Source organism: Ensifer oleiphilus, from assembly GCF_013371465.1.
GTDB classification, from domain to species: domain Bacteria; phylum Pseudomonadota; class Alphaproteobacteria; order Rhizobiales; family Rhizobiaceae; genus Ensifer; species Ensifer oleiphilus.
Genome location: NZ_JABWDU010000001.1, coordinates 1,210,107 through 1,227,451 on the forward strand (window position 1 = coordinate 1,210,107; position 17,345 = coordinate 1,227,451).

Here is a 17,345-nt window from a genome sequence, read left to right on the forward strand (position 1 = left end):
GGTGTCAGCCACCGGTCATCGGCGGGAAGAGGGCGATCTCGCGTGCGCCGGCGATCGGTTCGCCATGCTCGACATGTTCCTGGTTGATCGCGGCACGGATGACATTCTGGTGCTCGAGCGCCGTCTCGTATTCTTCCCCCAGCGTCTTCAGATGCGCAAGCAGGTCAGCGATGGTGACGACGCCAGCCGGAACCTCCAGCGTTTCCTCACCCTTGCCGATGCGTTCGCGCACCCAGGAGAAATAGACGAGATTGACGGTGCTCATTCGTTGACCACATGCTTCAGGCCGGCGCGGAAATAGTCGTAACCGCTATAGAGCGTGATCGCCGCAGCAATCCACAGCAGGCCGATACCGATCTCCGTCGTATAGGGCAGGATCTTGTCGCCGGCGGGGCCGGCCAGCAGGAAGACGATCGCCACCATCTGGATCGTCGTCTTCCACTTGGCAATGCGTGTCACCGGGACGCTAACCTTGAGCGCCGCCAGATATTCGCGCAGGCCCGAAACGAGGATCTCGCGGCACAGGATGATGATCGCGGCCCAGATCGACCAGCCGGCAATTGTGCCGTCAGCGGCCACGAGCAAGAGGATGGACGCGACCAGCAGCTTGTCGGCGATCGGGTCGAGCATCTTGCCAATGTTGGACGTCTGCTTCCAGATGCGGGCGAGATAGCCGTCGAAGAAGTCGGTGATCGAGGCGATGGCAAAGAGAGTGACCGCCGTCCATCGCGCGAAATCCGAACTGTGCAGCCGGCCCTCGATGAAGAAGCAGAGCACGATCAGCGGCACGATCAGGATTCGGAAATAGGTGAGCAGATTGGGGATGCTGTAGGCGACGGGCGTGGGCATGGATTCGGGTTCTCTGTCTTCCTCGGAGGTACAGAATGACTTTGCGGCCCTCAGGTCAACAAATCATTGTGCGAAGGGTGTCATAATTGGCGCATCCCACCTGAACGCCGGGTGAATTCTCGCTGGTCATTTTGCCGCGTCCTCGTGGAAATGCTCGTAGACCAGCCGCGCGACTGCCTCAGAAATCCCGTTGACCGCCATCAGGTCGTTCATGCCGGCGCGTGAAACGGCCTTGGCGGTGCCGAAATGCGTAAGCAGGGCGCGCTTGCGCGTCGGCCCGATGCCGGCGATCTCGTCGAGCGGGTTTTTCACCATCTCCTTCTTGCGTCGGGCACGATGCGAGCCGATGGCAAAGCGGTGCGCTTCGTCGCGCAGGCGCTGGATGAAATAGAGCACCGGATCGCGCGGCGGCAGCGTGAAGCTGTCGCGCCCGAGCGCGAAGAAACGCTCGCGCCCGGCATCGCGGTCGACGCCCTTGGCAACACCGATCGCCGTCACGCAGTCCTCGACATCGAGTTCTTTCAGGATCGCGCGAACGGCCGTCATCTGTCCCTGGCCACCGTCGATCAGGATGACATCAGGCCAGGCGGGGAAGGCGGCATCCTCGGCAATCTCGATTGTGCGGTCCGGTTTGCCTTCTTCCTTGAGCAAACGCGAGAAGCGACGGGTCATCACCTCGCGCATCATGCCGAAGTCGTCACCGGGCGTGATGTCGGTCGATTTGATGTTGAACTTGCGGTACTGGCCTTTAACGAAGCCTTCGGGGCCGGCGACCACCATGCCGCCGACGGCATTCGTGCCCATGATGTGCGAGTTGTCGTAGATCTCGATCCGGCGCGGCGTGCGTTCGAGCTTGAACGTCTCGGCAAAGCCGTCGAGCAATCGCGATTGAGACGCGGTTTCCGCCAGCTTGCGGCCATGGGCCTCGCGGGCGTTGGCGAGCGCATGATCGACAAGATCCTTCTTCTCGCCGCGTTGCGGCACCTGGATTGCCACCTTGTAACCGGACTTTTCGCTCAGCGCCTGACCGAGCAGTTCCTGTTCCTCGACCGCCTCGCAGAGCAAGATCTGCCGCGGACAGGGCTTGTCGTCGTAGAACTGGGCGAGAAAGGCCGAAAGCACTTCTGCCGTCGACAGCGACGGGTCCGCCTTTGGAAAATAGGCGCGGTTGCCCCAGTTCTGCCCGGTGCGGAAGAAGAACACCTGGATGCAGGAGGTGCCGCCTTCGTGGTGGATCGCGAAGACGTCAGCCTCTTCGACGCCGGCCGGGTTGATTCCCTGGTGGCTCTGCACGTGGCTGAGGGCGGCGAGCCGGTCGCGATAGAGGGCGGCACGCTCGAAGTCGAGGTTTTCCGAGGCCTCGCCCATTGCCGCCGCAATCGTTGCCTTGACCGCCTGGCTCTTGCCGGACAGGAAGTCCTTGGCCTCCGATACCAGCTCGGCATAGCCCTCGTTGCTGATCTCGCCCGTACAGGGCGCCGCACAGCGCTTGATCTGGTGCAGAAGACAGGGACGCGTCCGCGTCTCGAAGACACTGTCGGTGCAGGTTCGCAAGAGGAAGGCGCGCTGCAGCGAGTTGATCGTGCGCCCGACGGCGCCGGCCGAGGCGAAGGGGCCGAAATAGTCACCCTTCCGGCTGCGCGCGCCGCGGTGTTTGTAAAGGGCCGGTGCGCGGCTGTCGCCTGTGACAAGGATATAAGGAAAGGACTTGTCGTCGCGCAGAAGCACGTTGAAGCGCGGCCGAAGCCGCTTGATCAGGTTGGCTTCGAGCAGAAGCGCCTCGATCTCCGTGCGCGTGGTGACGAACTCCATGTTCGCCGTCTCGCGAATCATCCGCGAAATCCGATTGGAGTGGCCACGCCCTTGCGCGTAGTTGCCGACGCGCTTTTTCAGGCTGCGTGCCTTGCCCACATAAAGGACGTCGCCGTCCTCGTTGAACATGCGATAGACACCGGGGCCGTTCGGGAGCCGCTTGACGAAGGCCTGGATCAGTTCGGCGCCCTTGAGGCCCTCGACCTCGTTGCGGTTCTCTGCCCACTCGATGGCCGGAACTGCGGATGCGCCTTCGGCGACCTCGATCAGGTCGTCGTCGTCTTCGGCGTCATTGCCGTCATAGAGGATGCCGCCGTCGGTCGGCACGCGTCCGTTCATTCTACTATCTCCCTGATATCAGGCGTTTCCCAGGCGAGGTGCTGGCCGCCGTCCAGCGCGATCATCTGCCCGGTAATCGACGGCGTGTCGAACAGGAAGCGGATCGTCCGCCCGAATTCGCCGAGCGCCGGGCCGCGCCTGAGAATCAGCGCGTCGACCTGTGCCTGGAAATCGCGCGGATCCTGTCGTTCATTGGGCAAGGTCGGGCCGGGGCCGATGCCGTTGACGCGGATATCCGGCGCGAGCGCCTGAGCCATCGTTTGTGTTGCCGTCCACAGAGCGGACTTTGATAACATATAGGAAAAAAAGCGCGGGTTTGGAGACCAGACGCGCTGATCGATCACATTGACGACGAGGCCGGAGACGCCGCGCGGCAGCTGACGGGCAAAGTCTCGCGTGAGCAGGGACGGGGCTTTCACATGCAAGGCGAAGTGCCGATCCCATACCGTTTCGTCGAAAGCGTCGAGGCTGTCTTTCTTGAACAGCGAGGCATTGTTGACGATCAGGTCGATCGGTCCGAGCGCGCCGTTGACCTGCGCCATCAGCGCCGACGTTTCCTGAGTCTCTGTAAGATCTGCCTTCACCGCAGCGGCGACGACGCCTTTTTTCGACAGTAAGGCCACAAGTGCCTCTGCCTCATCGAGCGAACCGTTCGCGTGGATGGCGACCGCGAAGCCGTGCGCCGCGAGGTCTTCAACTATAGCCTTGCCGATCCGTTTGGCGCCACCGGTTACGAGTGCCACCTTCAGTGCTTTCTTCAACGTTTCATCCCGCTTTTCGAATCTTCGTGCCAGCGGACGAAGATATAGGCAAGAAACGCCGCCCTGAAACTCTCCCTGATGATTCATTTCGCAAAAATTAATGGAATTCGCGTAAATTGTATTATTTTGAGTTTATATAGTATAGCTTTCGTTAATCTTGAAAGATGGTTAATAAAATCCCTGTGGCGTGAAAGCAACATCAAATTTTGGACGTGATTGTGCCACCAAAATTTCACATTTTGGCTCTTGTGAATCCTCATTTGCTGGCCAATTTCAGCTCAACCGGGCGGGTTAATTGAAAGTTGTCCGATGTTTCATTGAGGGATCCCAACCCTTAGGGCATCGGTTCGTAAAGGAGAATATTTATGCGTACGCTCATCACCACCCTCATGGCTTCGGCCGTATCCCTCATCGCCTTCCAGGCCGCCCAGGCTGCAGACGCGATCGACGAAGTTCCGGCAGCTCCGGCAGCCGAGTACACCGAGCCGGCAGCCAAGAACTGGTCGGGCGCCTATGTCGGCGGTACGGCTGATTGGCACCATGGCCAGGCCGATGCAACCGGCAACAACACCGCAGCTGGTTTCGGTGGCGGTCTCTACGGCGGTTACAACATGCAGAGCGGCCAGATCGTATACGGCGGTGAAGCCGACGTCGGTTACTCCGGCCAGGACTCCACCAGCGGCAACCTGCGCATGAAGCAGGGCGTAAACGGCTCGCTGCGCGCTCGCGTTGGTGTCGATCTGAACCCGGTACTGCTCTACGGTACGGCAGGTCTCGCTGTTGGCCAGGCCAAGGCATCGACCTCGGCTGGTTCGGACAAGAACACCATGGTCGGCTGGACGGCCGGTGCCGGTGCTGAAACCTTCGTCACCGACAACATCACCGCGCGCGTCGAATACCGTTACACCGACTACGGCTCGAAGGACTTCAACGTTGGCGGTACCAACGTATCGTCCGGCTACGACGAGCACAGCGTGCGCGTCGGTATGGGCGTCAAGTTCTGATCGGCTTCTGCCGGATCAAGGAAAAGGCCGGGGAGACCCGGCCTTTTTTCATGCTTTGAATTTGGAATATTCGGGAAAGTGCTTCTCGAATTTGCTCGGCCAGTTCTTCAGCTTGGCGCGGCCGCGTTGCCATTCTCCACTGAAGCGCAGCTCGACGTAACGAAGCAATGCCGCGAGCGCGAAATGCCCGGCATGCAGCTTGGCTCCGGTCTTGGGCAGGTTTTCGTTCAGGTGGTCGAGGCCGCGTTCGACCTTGGTCCACTGCATATCGATCCAGGGCTGATGCACCTTTTCCGGTGGGTGAATGCGCTTCTCGTAAACGATGGCCAGAAGGCAGTCGCAGATGCCGTCACACAGCGCCTCGAGAATGTCGACGTCCGTGCGTTTCCCGCCATTCTTCGGGTAGAGCTTACCCTTCGTTTCCCGGTCGATGAAGTTCATGATCGCACGGCTGTCGTAGATCGATTTTCCCTCGCCGGTGATCAGCGTCGGAATCTTGCCGAGCGGATTGCTGCCGATAAGCTCAGGCGAGTTGGCATTGGTGTCGGTCAGGGCGCTCTCCACCGCAAAGCCGGCGTAATGCGCAGCCATGCGGACCTTGTTGGAGTAGGGTGACGTTGGTGAGTAGAGTATTTTCATCGAGCATCTTTCCCTTTCGCGCATGGCTGCCGAACAGAAGAACGGAAGGCCAGGCGCTGTTTCAAAATAGCAGGCCCCGTACGGTGCCCCCCGGCATCGACCTAGGACACCGGCGGCAGGATGACGGTGTCCCTTCGGCAGGCCTGGCGATCGACTTCCGGGCAGGGGCGGAAATTCAGCCCCTTGTCAAAGCAGATCCTGATCTCCTCCAGCCGCTTGCCCTCGCAGGTAACAGCGACCGCGTTGGACGTCATGCCGGGATTTCTGGCCACGAAGTCCGCCTCTATCGCGCTCACGGAAAGCGAAATTTCCCGACGTGGTGCCCTGAGTTCCTCCGGTAGGACGACGCGCTCACGCGCCGCCCGGGTGACGGCGAAATAGTCCTGCTGGCTGAGACCAGAGCACGTGCCGTGCTTGCGCCATTGGTGCCCGATCAGCCCCATGGACGGAATAAGGTCGAGATACTGGCGGCCAAGTGTCTCCGGTACGCGATCCGATTGCCGCGTCGGGCAGAAATCGGGGTAGCCTCGGTCGTTCTGCGGCCACAGCCCATGCACGATCAGCCCGCGATTGCTGCCTATCTTGCATTGACCGGTTTTGCCGGACGGGTCGTTGTCGTCGCACCATGTTGGCGACCAGGAGAGTGAGAGAACATAGAAGTCAAAGCCCTGGCCAACAGGGATGACAGCATCGGCTTTTACTTGGTCCGGAGCTTGTGTCGGTGGCTTCTTCTGCGCGCTGTCGTCGCTGCAGCTGGCAAGTGTCAACACAAAGAAAAGCGCCGGCAGCAGCCGGCGCTGTCGGCAATCTGCGGGCATGGTCAGCGAAGCGAAGCGCAATGGGCGCCGTAGACGTACCACGGGTCAAGCCCGCCGACGCAGAATTCGATGCTGCGGCCGATGCCGGCAAAGCCCCAGTTGCGCTCGATAAGGTAATAGAGCGACCGCTGCTCTCCGTCGGTCATGACGGCCGTCGCCCGGCAATATTCGCGCTCGACACGGTGTGTGTAATCCCGCAGCTCAAGCCGGTTCTGGCCCATGTTGCGGATCTCGGCAATCGAGAGATTGGCGTGCAGATAATTCGCGGCCTTGTACTCGAACCGGGAGGTGATGAAGCCCAGAACCGAGGCGTCGCCACAGACGCCAGCACTATAGGACGCCGGCTGGTCGCGGTAAGTCCCGAGATAGTCGGCCGCCGTGGCGGCGGGCGCCGTGGCAGCGGCGAAGGAAAGCGAGGCCAGAAGGGTTGCGGCGAACTTGCGAGTCATGGGCGTCTCCCTGGATCGTCTCGCAAGATTGCGGCTTTCTGCGCCTTTCAGTCAAGAGCCCGGGTTGCTGCTTCTTCGCCACGCAGCCAGAAGCAGCGTGAAGAAGCGAAACGGTCCTGTCCCAACCGGGTTTTCAGAAATGGCAACAGCACGTCGAGTTCGCCCTTGAGCGTGAAGGGCGGGTTGACGATGATCAGACCCGAACCGGACAATCCAGTGGTGTCACGGTCGCTGCGCACCGAGAGTTCGGCGCAGAGCATCTTCGGGATATCGAGTGCCTTCAGCGCCTCATGAAACGCCTTGATCGGGGCGTTCTTCTTCAGCGGATACCACAGGCAGAAGGTGCCGCCGGCAAAACGGCGATAGCCCTTGGCGAGACCGTCGGCCAACCGCTCGTATTCGCCCTCGATCTCGAACGGCGGGTCGACGAGGATCAGGCCGCGCTTTTCTTTTGGTGGCAAGTGGGCGCCGAGCGCCAGCCAGCCGTCAAGCTCGGTGACGCGGCTCTGGAAGTCGCCGTCGAAGAGCCGATGCAGCGTCTCATAGTCGTCCGGGTGCAATTCCATCGCCGACAAGCGGTCCTGCGGGCGGAAAAGCATGCGGACCAGCTTCGGCGAACCGGGATAACGCGTCAGTTCCGAATCGGGGTTCAGCTCGCGAACGGTGGCGAGATAAGGTTCGAGGATGGCGGCGACCGGCGCCGGAAGGTCACCCTCGAGCAGCCGGCCGATGCCGTCGCGCCATTCGCCGGTTTTTTGCGCCTCTTCGCTCGACAGATCATAAAGGCCGATGCCCGCGTGGGTATCGAGAACTCGGAACGCCTTCTCCTTCTGCTGGAGATAGGTGACGAGCCGGGCCAGCACCGCATGCTTGAGAACATCGGCGAAATTGCCCGCGTGGTAGATATGCCGATAGTTCATGAGGGCCGCCGATGGCTGTTATCAATTGTTTCGATGGATGGGCGTTTGGCTCTTTGAGCCCGATTGTCGATGCCATATAGAAAAGCCATGAACGTTGCGACCCCCATCAAAGCAGAAAAGTCGATCGGCCATTCCGTCTGTCCGCACGACTGTCCCTCGGCTTGCGCACTGGAAGTGGATCTGACCGCCGAAGGCCGGATCGGACGCGTGCGCGGCGCCGCCACCAACACATACACCGCGGGCGTCATCTGCGCCAAGGTCGCGCGCTATTCCGAGCGCATCTATCATCCCGACCGGCTGATGGTGCCGCAGCGCCGCATTGGCGCCAAGGGCGGCGGCAACTGGCAGGAGATTTCCTGGGAGGCGGCCCTCGACGAGATCGCCGACCAGTTCGTCAAGGCCGAGCAGAAGTACGGCGCCGAAGCGATATGGCCCTATTTCTACGCCGGCACCATGGGCCAGGTGCAGCGCGATTCCATTGACCGCCTACGCCACGCCAAGCGCTATTCCGGCTTCTTCGGTTCGATCTGCACCAACATGGCCTGGACCGGGTTCTCGATGGCAACGGGTTCGCTGCGTGGTCCCGATCCGCGCGAGATGGCGAAATCCGACTGCGTGGTAATCTGGGGCACGAATGCGGTTGCCACCCAGGTCAACGTCATGACCCACGCGGTCAAGGCCCGTAAGGAACGCGGCGCCAAGATCGTCGTCATCGACATTTATGACAACCCCACGGTCAAGCAGGCCGATATGGGCCTGGTGCTGAAACCGGGAACGGACGCGGCGCTCGCCTGCGCGGTCATGCATGTCGCCTTCCGCGACGGTTATGCCGACCGCGCCTACATGGCGCAATTCGCCGACGATCCGGCAGGACTCGAAACGCATCTGAAGTCGCGCACGCCCGAATGGGCATCAGTGATAACGGGGCTCTCCGCCGAGGAGATCGAGGCGTTCGCCAAACTTGTCGGCACGACGCCGAAAACGTACTTCCGTCTCGGCTACGGCTTCACGCGCCAGCGCAACGGCTCGGTGGCGATCCATGCCGCCGCCTCGATCGCGACGGTGCTCGGCTCGTGGAAGCACGAAGGCGGCGGTGCTTTTCATTCCAACAACGACATCTTCAAGCTCGACAAGCGCGAACTCGTCGGAACTGCATTCCATGACCCGGATGTGCGCATGCTCGACCAGTCCCAGATCGGGCGGGTGCTGACCGGTAATGCCGAGGCGCTGCGCCATGGCGGCCCGGTGACGGCGATGCTGATCCAGAACACCAACCCGGTGAACGTCGCGCCCGAACAGCGGCTGGTGAAGCGCGGCTTCCTGCGCGACGACCTGTTCGTCGCGGTGCACGAACAGTTCATGACCGACACCGCGCAACTCGCCGATATCGTTCTGCCGGCAACGATGTTCCTGGAGCATGACGACCTTTACCGCGGCGGCGGTCACCAGCACATTCTGATCGGGCCGAAGGTGGTGGAGCCGCCATCGACCGTGCGCACCAATCTTTTCGTCATCGAGGAACTGGCCAAGCGCCTCGGCGTCGCCAATCATTCCGGCTTCGGGCTAACGGAGCGCCAGCATATCGACCTGCTGCTCGCCAATTACGGCATCGGCTATGACGAGATGAAGCGCGAGAAATGGCTCGACTGTCAGCCGGCATTCGAGGACGCGCACTATCTGAACGGGTTCGGCCATCCCGACGGCAAGTTCCGCTTCAAGGCGGACTGGACCGGCACGCCGGCGCCGAACCGTCCGCCGAAGTCGATGGGTCTGCAGGGGCCGCATGCGGCGCTGCCGGAATTCCCCGACCATGTCGATCTGATCGAAGTTGCGGATGCGGACCATCCCTTCCGTCTCGCCACATCGCCGGCCCGTTCCTTCCTCAATTCCACCTTCGCCGAGACCCCGTCCTCGATCCAGAAGGAAGTGCGCCCGCTGGTGATGATGCATGCGGATGATGCTGCGTCGCTCGGTGTCGGCGACGGTGACATCGTCAAGCTTGGCAATCAACGGGGCGAGGTGCGCCTGCACGTCACAGTTGGTGGCGGCGCGCGGCGCGGCGTGGTGATCGCCGAGGGCCTGTGGCCGAACAGCGCCCATCTCGACGGCGAGGGCATCAACGTGCTGACCGGCGCCGACGCTGTTGCGCCCTATGGCGGCGCGGCCTTCCACGACAACAGGGTCTGGGTCCGTCCAGCCTCCTAGCCACGGGATGCATCGATGAGCGGCGACCATCAACATGCGGATGTCAGCAACACGCCGGTCTCGCGCCTCTGGGGTGCGCTTGGGCTTACGGGCGGTTTCATGCTGGCCGAGGTCGTCGGTGGCATTCTGACCGGCAGCCTGGCGCTGATTTCGGATGCGATGCACATGCTGACCGACGCGGCAGCGCTGGCGATCGCGCTGGTTGCCATCCATGTCGGCCGCCGGCCTTCCGATCTGCTGCGCACCTACGGTTATGCCCGCTTCGAGATCCTGGCAGCGGCCTTCAACGCGCTGCTGTTGCTCGCCGTCGCCTTCTACATTCTCTACGAGGCCTGGCAGCGCCTGTCGCTGCCGCAGGAAATCCAGTCCGGTGGCATGTTGCTGATTGCCGTCATCGGCCTCATCGTCAATCTGATTTCGATGCGGCTTCTGACCAGCCACAAGGATGAAAGTCTCAACGTCAGGGGTGCTTATCTCGAGGTCTGGTCGGACATGCTCGGTTCGGTAGCGGTAATCGCGGGTGCGGCGATCATCTGGTTTACCGGTTGGCAGTGGGTCGATTCGCTGCTCGCCGTCGGCATCGGCTTCATGGTTTTCCCACGCACCTGGGTGCTCTTGAAGGCGTGCGTCAACATTCTCCTGGAAGGCGTGCCGCCGGGCATGCGGTTGGCGGATGTCCATGCGGCGATCACCACCGTACCGGGCGCCGCCTCGGTCCATGATCTGCACCTTTGGGCGATTACCCAGAGCCAGCCGTCGCTGACGGCACATGTCGTTCTGGCCGAGGATGCCGACGGCGAGACGGTACGGCGTGCGATCGAGCAGCGCCTGCGCGACGAGTTCGATCTACACCACACGACGTTGCAGATGGAGCGCGAAAGCTGCGCGCCATCGGAACATATCCATTGACGGTCGAGCGCGACCGCATATTTCCTCTCCCGATCAAGGACACTGCCATGACGAAACATCACGATCCGCGTGTGAGGATCATCGACCGACGCACGCTGTCGGACGGCTTTGTTCATCTTGAGGAAATAACCCTTGAACAGGATATGTCCGACGGCGGCACCGTGACGGTGAAGCGTGAAGTGCATGATCACGGCCGCGCCGCGACCATCCTGCTGTTCGACCCCAAGCGTCGGAGCGTCGTGTTCGTTCGTCAGTTGCGCGTGCCGGTGTTGCTGCAGGGCGATCCCGCCTATCTGATCGAAGCGCCGGCGGGCCTGCTCGACGACGATACGCCGGAGGTCGCCATTTGCCGCGAAGCGTTGGAGGAAACGGGATATCACGTCGATGCGGCCAGGCATCTCTTCGATGCCTATATGAGCCCTGGTTCATTGACGGAGCGCACCAGCTTCTTCGTCGGGTTGATCGACGTGGAGGAAAAGGCCGGTGTTGGCGGCGGCCTGGCGCATGAGGGCGAGGATATCGAGGTTCTCGAAATTCCCTTCGATGAAGCGGTCGCGATGATTGCCACCGGCGAGATCTGCGATGCCAAAACCATCATGCTGCTGCAATGGGCGCAGCTGAACCGTGGCGTGCTTACGGCATAAGATCTTGTTTTGTAAGCAAACAATACATTACGGATATTTCACTTTTTGATCGTTCTCCGGTAGGCTACAGCGCTGATGTCTTCATCAATGACATGGGCAACCCATGACGTCCTCCCTCACGGAACGTGCAGCCAACGACGATCAGCAGGTCGAGGCAGGATGGAGGCCCTTCCTGCGTCGTAACCGGCGCTACCTTCAGGCGCTCGCAACCTTGCTGGTCATCGGCCTTTTCGGCCTTGCGATCTTCCATCTGACCTCCGAGGTCCAATATGACGACGTGGTCCAGGCGCTTGCCGATACCAGCTGGACCTCCGTCGTTGCGGCCATTCTCTTCACCGCCCTGAGCTTTTTCGCTCTTACCTTCTACGATGTCGGTGCGCTGGAATATGTCCGGCGAAAGCTTCCCTATGCCGATGTCGCGTTGACGGCGGCCTGCGCCTATGCGGTTGGCAACACGGCCGGCTTCGGCGCCTTGAGCGGCGGCGCCATCCGCTACCGCGCCTATTCGCGCCTGGGCATCGAACCGGAAAACATCGCCCGGATCATCGCCTTCGTCACGCTTGCCTTCGGCCTCGGGCTTCTCACGGTCACATGCCTGAGCCTGCTCGCCGTCGGCGAATATGTGGCGCCGTTGACAGGGCTGGACCCGTTCTGGCTGCGCATGATTGCCGTTGCCATCCTCGGCACCGTGCTTGCCGTCTTCGTCAAAGGGCGAGACGGGCATGAAGTGACCATCGGGCGCTTTGCGCTGCGGATGCCTGATTCGCGCACGTCCTCACGCCAGTTCCTTGTCACGGCACTGGACCTGGCCGCATCGGCCACGGTGCTCTACGTGCTGCTTCCCGCAGGCACGATCGGCTGGCCCGCCTTTCTGGCGATCTATTCGCTGGCCGTCGGCATCGGCGTGCTCAGCCATGTGCCGGCCGGGCTCGGCGTTTTCGAAACGATCATCATCGCCACGCTCGGCCACAGCGCCGATGTCGACACGATCCTCGGTGCGCTGGTTCTCTACCGTGTCATCTACCATGTCCTGCCGCTGCTAATCGCGATCGCCGTCGTCGTCGGCATCGAACTGCGCCAACTGTCCGGCCATCCTGTTGCGTCCAGCGTGCGCCGTATCGGAGGGCGCATCACGCCGCTTTTGTTGGCGACGCTCGGCATCGTGCTGGCGATCATGCTGGTGCTGTCGAGCGTCACACCGACGCCGGATGAAAACCTTGCGTTCCTCGAGGGCTTGCTGCCGCTGCCGATCGTCGAAGGCGCGCATTTTCTGGCGAGCCTGCTCGGCCTGGCGCTCGTCATTGTCTCGCGCGGCCTCGCGCAGCGGCTTGATGGCGCCTGGTGGGCGTCGGTCGCAATCGCCGTTGCCGCGCTGCTGCTTTCGCTGATCAAGGCGATCGCGCTGGTCGAGGCCGGCATGCTGGCCTTCTTCCTCGTCGGTCTCATTGCCAGCCGCCGCCTGTTCGTGCGGCCAGCTTCGCTCTTCGGCCAGGCGCTGACGCTGCCGTGGCTGACGGCGCTCGGCGTCATCTGCCTCGGCGGATTTGTCGTTCTCATGTTCGTCTATCGCGACGTCGACTACAGCCATGAACTCTGGTGGCAGTTCGAATTCTCCGCCGAAGCCCCCCGCGGCCTGCGGGCGCTGCTCGGCGTCACGATCGGCGCCAGCGCCATTGCCATCTGGAGCCTGATGCGTCCGGCGGCCTCTGGCGCCGAGCCGGCAAGCGATGATGCCATGGAGCGGGCATTGGCGATCGTCGAGGCGCAGGACATGTCCGATGCCAATCTGGTGCGCATGGGCGACAAGAGCCTGATGTTTTCCGCCGATGGCCGCGCCTTCATCATGTATGGCCAGCGCGCCCGCTCGTGGATCGCGCTGTTCGATCCGGTGGGTCCTGTCGATGCGTGGCCGGAGCTGATCTGGCAATTCATCGAGACGGCCCGCGCCAGCGGCTGCCGCGCGGTGTTCTATCAGGTTTCGCCGCTCGGGCTTGCCTACTACGCCGATGCGGGGCTACGTGCCTTCAGGCTCGGGGAACTCGCCCATGTCGATCTCGCTCGGTTCGAGATGAAGGGCGGCAAATGGGCCAATCTTCGCCAACAGGTCAGCCGCGCCCAGCGGGACGGGCTTGAGTTCAAGATGGTTGCGCCGGCGGACGTTCCGGCGATCATGGGCGAATTGACCGCGATTTCCGATGCCTGGCTCGCCCATCACAACGCCAAGGAGAAGGGTTTTTCCCTCGGTGCCTTCGACCCTGATTACCTGGCCGAACAGCCGGTGGCGGTCCTGACCTATGAGGGGCGGATCGTCGCCTTTGCCAACATCCTGGTGACGGCGACGAAACAGGAAGGCACGGTCGATCTCATGCGCTTTGCACCGGATGCACCCAAGGGATCGATGGACTTCCTCTTTGCCCAGGTGATGGAACACCTGAAGGCGGAAGGATACCGCACCTTCAATCTCGGCATGGCGCCGCTGTCGGGCATGTCTTCGCGCCAGATCGCTCCGGTCTGGGACCGGGCAGGGCGGACCTTCTTCGAACACGGCGAGCGCTTTTACAACTTCAAGGGGCTACGCGCCTTCAAGTCGAAGTTCCACCCGCACTGGCAGCCGCGCTACCTCGTGGCAAGTGGCGGTATCAACCCGATCCTGGCCTTGATGGATGCGACATTCCTGATCGGCGGTGGCTTCAAGGGAGTGATGAAGAAATGATGCGGATCCAGAACTTCTGTAAGCCTCTGGCAGGAGCCATGCTGTTGGCGACGGTTGGACTTGCGCCGGCCGTGGCGCAGGATAAGCCGGCGACCTACGACACAGGCATGATCCCGGCACCGCATATCCTCATGCCGAAGGACGCGGTATCCGCCCTCGTTGTCCTCCTGTCTGGTGCGGACGGCTGGAGCGACAAGGAAGACGCGGTCGCGCGGGACCTTGTCGACGACAAGGCTGCCGTCATAGGCATCGATCTCAAGGCCTATCTCGCCGCTCTCGGCAAGGATGACGGCGACTGCATCTACACGGTGTCGGATATCGAGGCGCTGAGCCAGCAGGTTCAGCGGTCTCTGAAGAGCGATGCCTATCTGCCGCCGATCGTTGCCGGCGTCGGCGCAGGCGGGGCCATGGCGCTGGCGATTGCGGCCCAGACGCCCGCCGCGACCATCGGCCAGACGCTCGCCGTCGATCCTGAGGAAGGCATAGCGTTGACGAAGCAGCTCTGCACACCGGCAGAGAAAATTCGGAAAGGCGACCGCATGGTGTACGGCCTGACGGACGGCGCGCTTCCGGATCCGATCTCCGTCGTCTTTACGCCGACGGCATCCGATGACGGCCGAAACCACGTGGCAGCGCTGATCGAAAAACACGCCGATATCACACAGGAAGAGAGTGACGACGAAGCCTACGCGACCCTTTCCGGCCACCTGACGGATCTGATCGACAACGAGGCTAAGTCCGACAATCCGTTCGGCTTGCCGCTGACCGTGCTCGACACCAAGCCCACCCGCGACACCATGGCGGTGATCTATTCCGGCGACGGTGGCTGGCGCGACATCGACAAGCAGGTTGGCGATGTCCTGCAGCAGCAGGGCGTCCCTGTCGTCGGCATCGATTCTCTGCGCTATTTCTGGTCCGAGCGCGATCCTCAGGCGACCGCCGACGATCTCGCCAAGGTGATGGACTACTATCGCAAGCGCTGGAACGTGCGAAACGTCTTGCTGATCGGTTACTCCTTCGGCGCCGATATCCTGCCACGCACATTCAACCTGCTGCCGCCGGCCGAGCGCGCCCGCGTGCGGCAGGTCACGCTGATGGCGTTGTCGCATCGGGTCGACTACAAGATCTCGGTGCTTGGCTGGCTCGGCGCATCCGGGCAGGGCGATGCCGGCGATCCTATCGACGATATCAAGCGCATCGACCCATCGCTGGTGCAATGCATCCATGGCACGGAGGAAGAGGACGATGCCTGCCCAGACCTGAAGGGCACGGGTGTCGATGTCGTCGCCATCGAAGGCGGGCACCATTTCGACGAGGACTATCCGGCGCTGACCCGTCGCGTGCTCGACGCGCTCGACCGGAGGCTGGCTTCCGCGAAGTAGTCCGGTCTCAGGCGGCCGGCGAGATCAGGATGGAGGATGCGGGCGAGGGCTCGACATCCCTGGTGACGACGCGCCCGCCTTCCATACGGACCTTGCCTTCGGCCAGCAGCCGGAGCGCCATCGGGTACGTCCTGTGCTCGACCGTCAGCACACGGGCGGCCAGCGCGTCGGCAGTATCGCCGTCGACGACGGGCACCACCGCCTGCGCGACGATCGGGCCTTCGTCCATGCCTTCGGTCACGAAATGCACGGTGCATCCCGCCACTTTCATGCCGGCATCAATGGCGCGCTGATGGGTGTGGAGACCCGGGAAAAGCGGTAGAAGCGACGGATGGATGTTGATGATCCGGCCTTCGTGGCGCTGGATAAAGGTCGCCGACAGCAGCCGCATGTAGCCTGCAAGGCAGATGATGTCAGGAGACAGCCGATCGAGTTCGGCAAGGATCGCCGCTTCGTGCGCGTCCTTGCTATCGAAATTCTTGCGCAGGAACGCATGGGTCGGGATGCCGAGCGCTGCCGCCTTGGCAAGCCCTCCGGCGTCTGCCTTGTCGGCGATCACTGCAACGATCTCGGCTGGAAAACCAGGCTCACCCGCGGCCTTGGCCAGCGCGAGCATGTTGGAGCCGCCGCCCGAGATGAAGACGACGACTTTTTTCCGGCCTGCCGTCACGTCGTTCGTCATAGGGCGAGGCTGCCCTTGTAGATCGTGCCATGTGCGCCCTCAGTGCGGGCGACCATGCGACCGAGCGTGAAGACGGTTTCGCCCTCTGCCTCAAGCACGGCTGTCACTTCATGCGCCTTTGCTGCCGGAACGACGGCAATCATGCCGACGCCACAGTTGAAGGTCCGCAGCATTTCGTTGGCCGCGACGCCGCCGGTCTGGGCAAGCCAGGAGAACACCTTCGGTGCCTTGATGGCGTCGAGGTCGATCTCGGCTGCCAGATGCTTCGGCAGCACGCGCGGAATGTTCTCGGGGAAGCCGCCGCCGGTGATGTGCGCCAGCGCCTTGATCGAGCCGGTCTCGCGGATCGCCTTCAGAAGCGGCTTCACATAGATGCGGGTCGGCGTCATCAGGAGGTCGGCGAGCGTACCTTCGCCGAAGGGCGCGGGCGCGTCCCAGGCAAGGCCCGAAAGAGCAACGATCTTGCGCACGAGCGAATAACCGTTGGAATGAACGCCCGACGAGGCAAGGCCGAGAATGACGTCGCCTTCGCCGATGTCGCCGACCGGGAGCAACTGCCCGCGTTCGGCGGCGCCGACGGCAAAGCCGGCAAGGTCATAATCGCCACCCGAGTACATGCCCGGCATTTCTGCCGTCTCGCCACCGATCAGCGCGCAGCCGGATTGGCGGCAACCGTCGGCAATGCCGGCAACGATTGCGGCACCCTGATCCGGATCGAGCTTTCCCGTCGCGAAATAGTCGAGGAAGAACAGCGGCTCGGCGCCCTGGACCACCAGGTCGTTGACGCACATGGCAACGAGGTCGATGCCGACGGTGTCGTGCTTGTTGGCGTCGATGGCGATCTTGAGCTTGGTGCCGACGCCGTCATTGGCGGCAACGAGCACCGGGTCTGTGAAGCCGGCCGCCTTGAGATCGAAGAGGCCGCCGAAGCCGCCGATCTCGCCGTCGGCGCCGGGGCGCCGGGTCGAGCGCACATGCGGCTTGATCTTCTCCACCATCAGATTGCCGGCATCGATATCCACGCCTGCATCACTATAGGTGAGGCCGTTCTTTCCCGACTGGCTCATGCTGGTTCTCCAAGGCTGGTCGCGCGACAGGTATTTTGCGGATGCGAATTGCACGGCGGGCAAGGGAGTGCAAGCCGACAGCCAGTCTTCTCGGCCTTTTTTCAACATTTTGCCCATATCCCACCGGCAAGACAGCGGTCGAGAGTTCAATT

Annotated in this window: 16 protein-coding genes; 6 read left to right on the forward strand and 10 right to left on the reverse strand. The window is 62.2% G+C overall.

Annotated features, from left to right (window positions below):
- Positions 1-4: 4 nt before the first annotated feature.
- The 4 genes from moaD to HT585_RS05855 all read right to left on the reverse strand — a co-directional run bounded on the left by moaD (position 5) and on the right by HT585_RS05855 (position 3,761).
- Positions 5-265 (reverse strand): molybdopterin converting factor subunit 1, encoded by a 261-nt coding sequence (gene moaD / locus HT585_RS05840; protein WP_176352003.1) that lies wholly within the window; start codon positions 263-265, stop codon positions 5-7.
- Positions 262-849 carry a CDP-diacylglycerol--glycerol-3-phosphate 3-phosphatidyltransferase gene (gene pgsA / locus HT585_RS05845; RefSeq protein WP_077498627.1) on the reverse strand — a complete coding sequence of 196 codons (588 nt, stop codon included), beginning with the start codon at positions 847-849 and terminating at the stop codon, positions 262-264. The genes moaD and pgsA overlap by 4 nt, the downstream gene beginning before the upstream one ends.
- Before the next feature lie 126 nt (positions 850-975).
- Positions 976-3,000, reverse strand: coding sequence for an excinuclease ABC subunit UvrC (gene uvrC / locus HT585_RS05850; RefSeq protein WP_176352004.1), 2,025 nt, complete (start codon positions 2,998-3,000; stop codon positions 976-978).
- Positions 2,997-3,761, reverse strand: coding sequence for an SDR family oxidoreductase (locus HT585_RS05855; RefSeq protein WP_176352005.1), 765 nt, complete (start codon positions 3,759-3,761; stop codon positions 2,997-2,999). The genes uvrC and HT585_RS05855 overlap by 4 nt, the downstream gene beginning before the upstream one ends.
- 365 nt (positions 3,762-4,126) lie before the next feature.
- Between HT585_RS05855 and HT585_RS05860 the strand changes: the two genes are divergently transcribed.
- Positions 4,127-4,765 (forward strand): outer membrane protein, encoded by a 639-nt coding sequence (locus HT585_RS05860; protein ID WP_077498621.1) that lies wholly within the window; start codon positions 4,127-4,129, stop codon positions 4,763-4,765.
- Positions 4,766-4,813: 48 nt separating this feature from the next.
- Here the strand turns inward: HT585_RS05860 and HT585_RS05865 are convergent, their stop codons facing one another.
- From HT585_RS05865 to HT585_RS05880, 4 genes are all read right to left on the reverse strand, one after another.
- Positions 4,814-5,404, reverse strand: coding sequence for a glutathione S-transferase (locus HT585_RS05865; RefSeq protein ID WP_176352006.1), 591 nt, complete (start codon positions 5,402-5,404; stop codon positions 4,814-4,816).
- Between the two features lie 101 nt (positions 5,405-5,505).
- On the reverse strand, positions 5,506-6,222 hold the full coding sequence (locus HT585_RS05870) for a ribonuclease T2 family protein (protein WP_176352201.1): 717 nt from the start codon (positions 6,220-6,222) through the stop codon (positions 5,506-5,508).
- A 2-nt stretch (positions 6,223-6,224) separates the two neighbouring features.
- The gene (locus HT585_RS05875; protein ID WP_176352007.1) at positions 6,225-6,671 is read right to left on the reverse strand and encodes a hypothetical protein; all 447 of its coding nucleotides are present in this window, start codon (positions 6,669-6,671) and stop codon (positions 6,225-6,227) included.
- A 47-nt stretch (positions 6,672-6,718) separates the two neighbouring features.
- Positions 6,719-7,591 (reverse strand): 23S rRNA (adenine(2030)-N(6))-methyltransferase RlmJ, encoded by an 873-nt coding sequence (locus HT585_RS05880; RefSeq protein WP_176352008.1) that lies wholly within the window; start codon positions 7,589-7,591, stop codon positions 6,719-6,721.
- A gap of 69 nt (positions 7,592-7,660) precedes the next feature.
- Here HT585_RS05880 and HT585_RS05885 point away from each other — a divergent pair, with 69 nt between their 5' ends.
- From HT585_RS05885 to HT585_RS05905, 5 genes are all read left to right on the forward strand, one after another.
- Complete coding sequence (locus HT585_RS05885) at positions 7,661-9,796, forward strand: molybdopterin-containing oxidoreductase family protein (protein WP_176352009.1); 2,136 nt, start codon at positions 7,661-7,663, stop codon at positions 9,794-9,796.
- 15 nt (positions 9,797-9,811) lie between these two features.
- On the forward strand, positions 9,812-10,705 hold the full coding sequence (locus HT585_RS05890) for a cation diffusion facilitator family transporter (RefSeq protein ID WP_176352010.1): 894 nt from the start codon (positions 9,812-9,814) through the stop codon (positions 10,703-10,705).
- A gap of 47 nt (positions 10,706-10,752) precedes the next feature.
- Complete coding sequence (locus HT585_RS05895; protein WP_176352011.1) at positions 10,753-11,349, forward strand: NUDIX domain-containing protein; 597 nt, start codon at positions 10,753-10,755, stop codon at positions 11,347-11,349.
- Positions 11,350-11,452: 103 nt separating this feature from the next.
- Entirely contained in the window at positions 11,453-14,062 is a 2,610-nt protein-coding gene (gene mprF / locus HT585_RS05900; protein WP_176352012.1) for a bifunctional lysylphosphatidylglycerol flippase/synthetase MprF, read from the forward strand.
- Between the two features lie 38 nt (positions 14,063-14,100).
- Positions 14,101-15,444 (forward strand): virulence factor family protein, encoded by a 1,344-nt coding sequence (locus HT585_RS05905; protein ID WP_281410666.1) that lies wholly within the window; start codon positions 14,101-14,103, stop codon positions 15,442-15,444.
- Between the two features lie 7 nt (positions 15,445-15,451).
- Here HT585_RS05905 and purN read toward each other — a convergent pair whose 3' ends face one another.
- Together purN and purM are read right to left on the reverse strand one after the other, a co-directional pair.
- Positions 15,452-16,126: a phosphoribosylglycinamide formyltransferase gene (gene purN / locus HT585_RS05910; protein ID WP_176352014.1), complete on the reverse strand. Its 675-nt coding sequence runs from the start codon at positions 16,124-16,126 to the stop codon at positions 15,452-15,454.
- Complete coding sequence (gene purM / locus HT585_RS05915; protein ID WP_176352015.1) at positions 16,123-17,193, reverse strand: phosphoribosylformylglycinamidine cyclo-ligase; 1,071 nt, start codon at positions 17,191-17,193, stop codon at positions 16,123-16,125. Before purM ends, purN begins: the two co-directional genes overlap by 4 nt.
- Positions 17,194-17,345 lie beyond the last annotated feature (152 nt).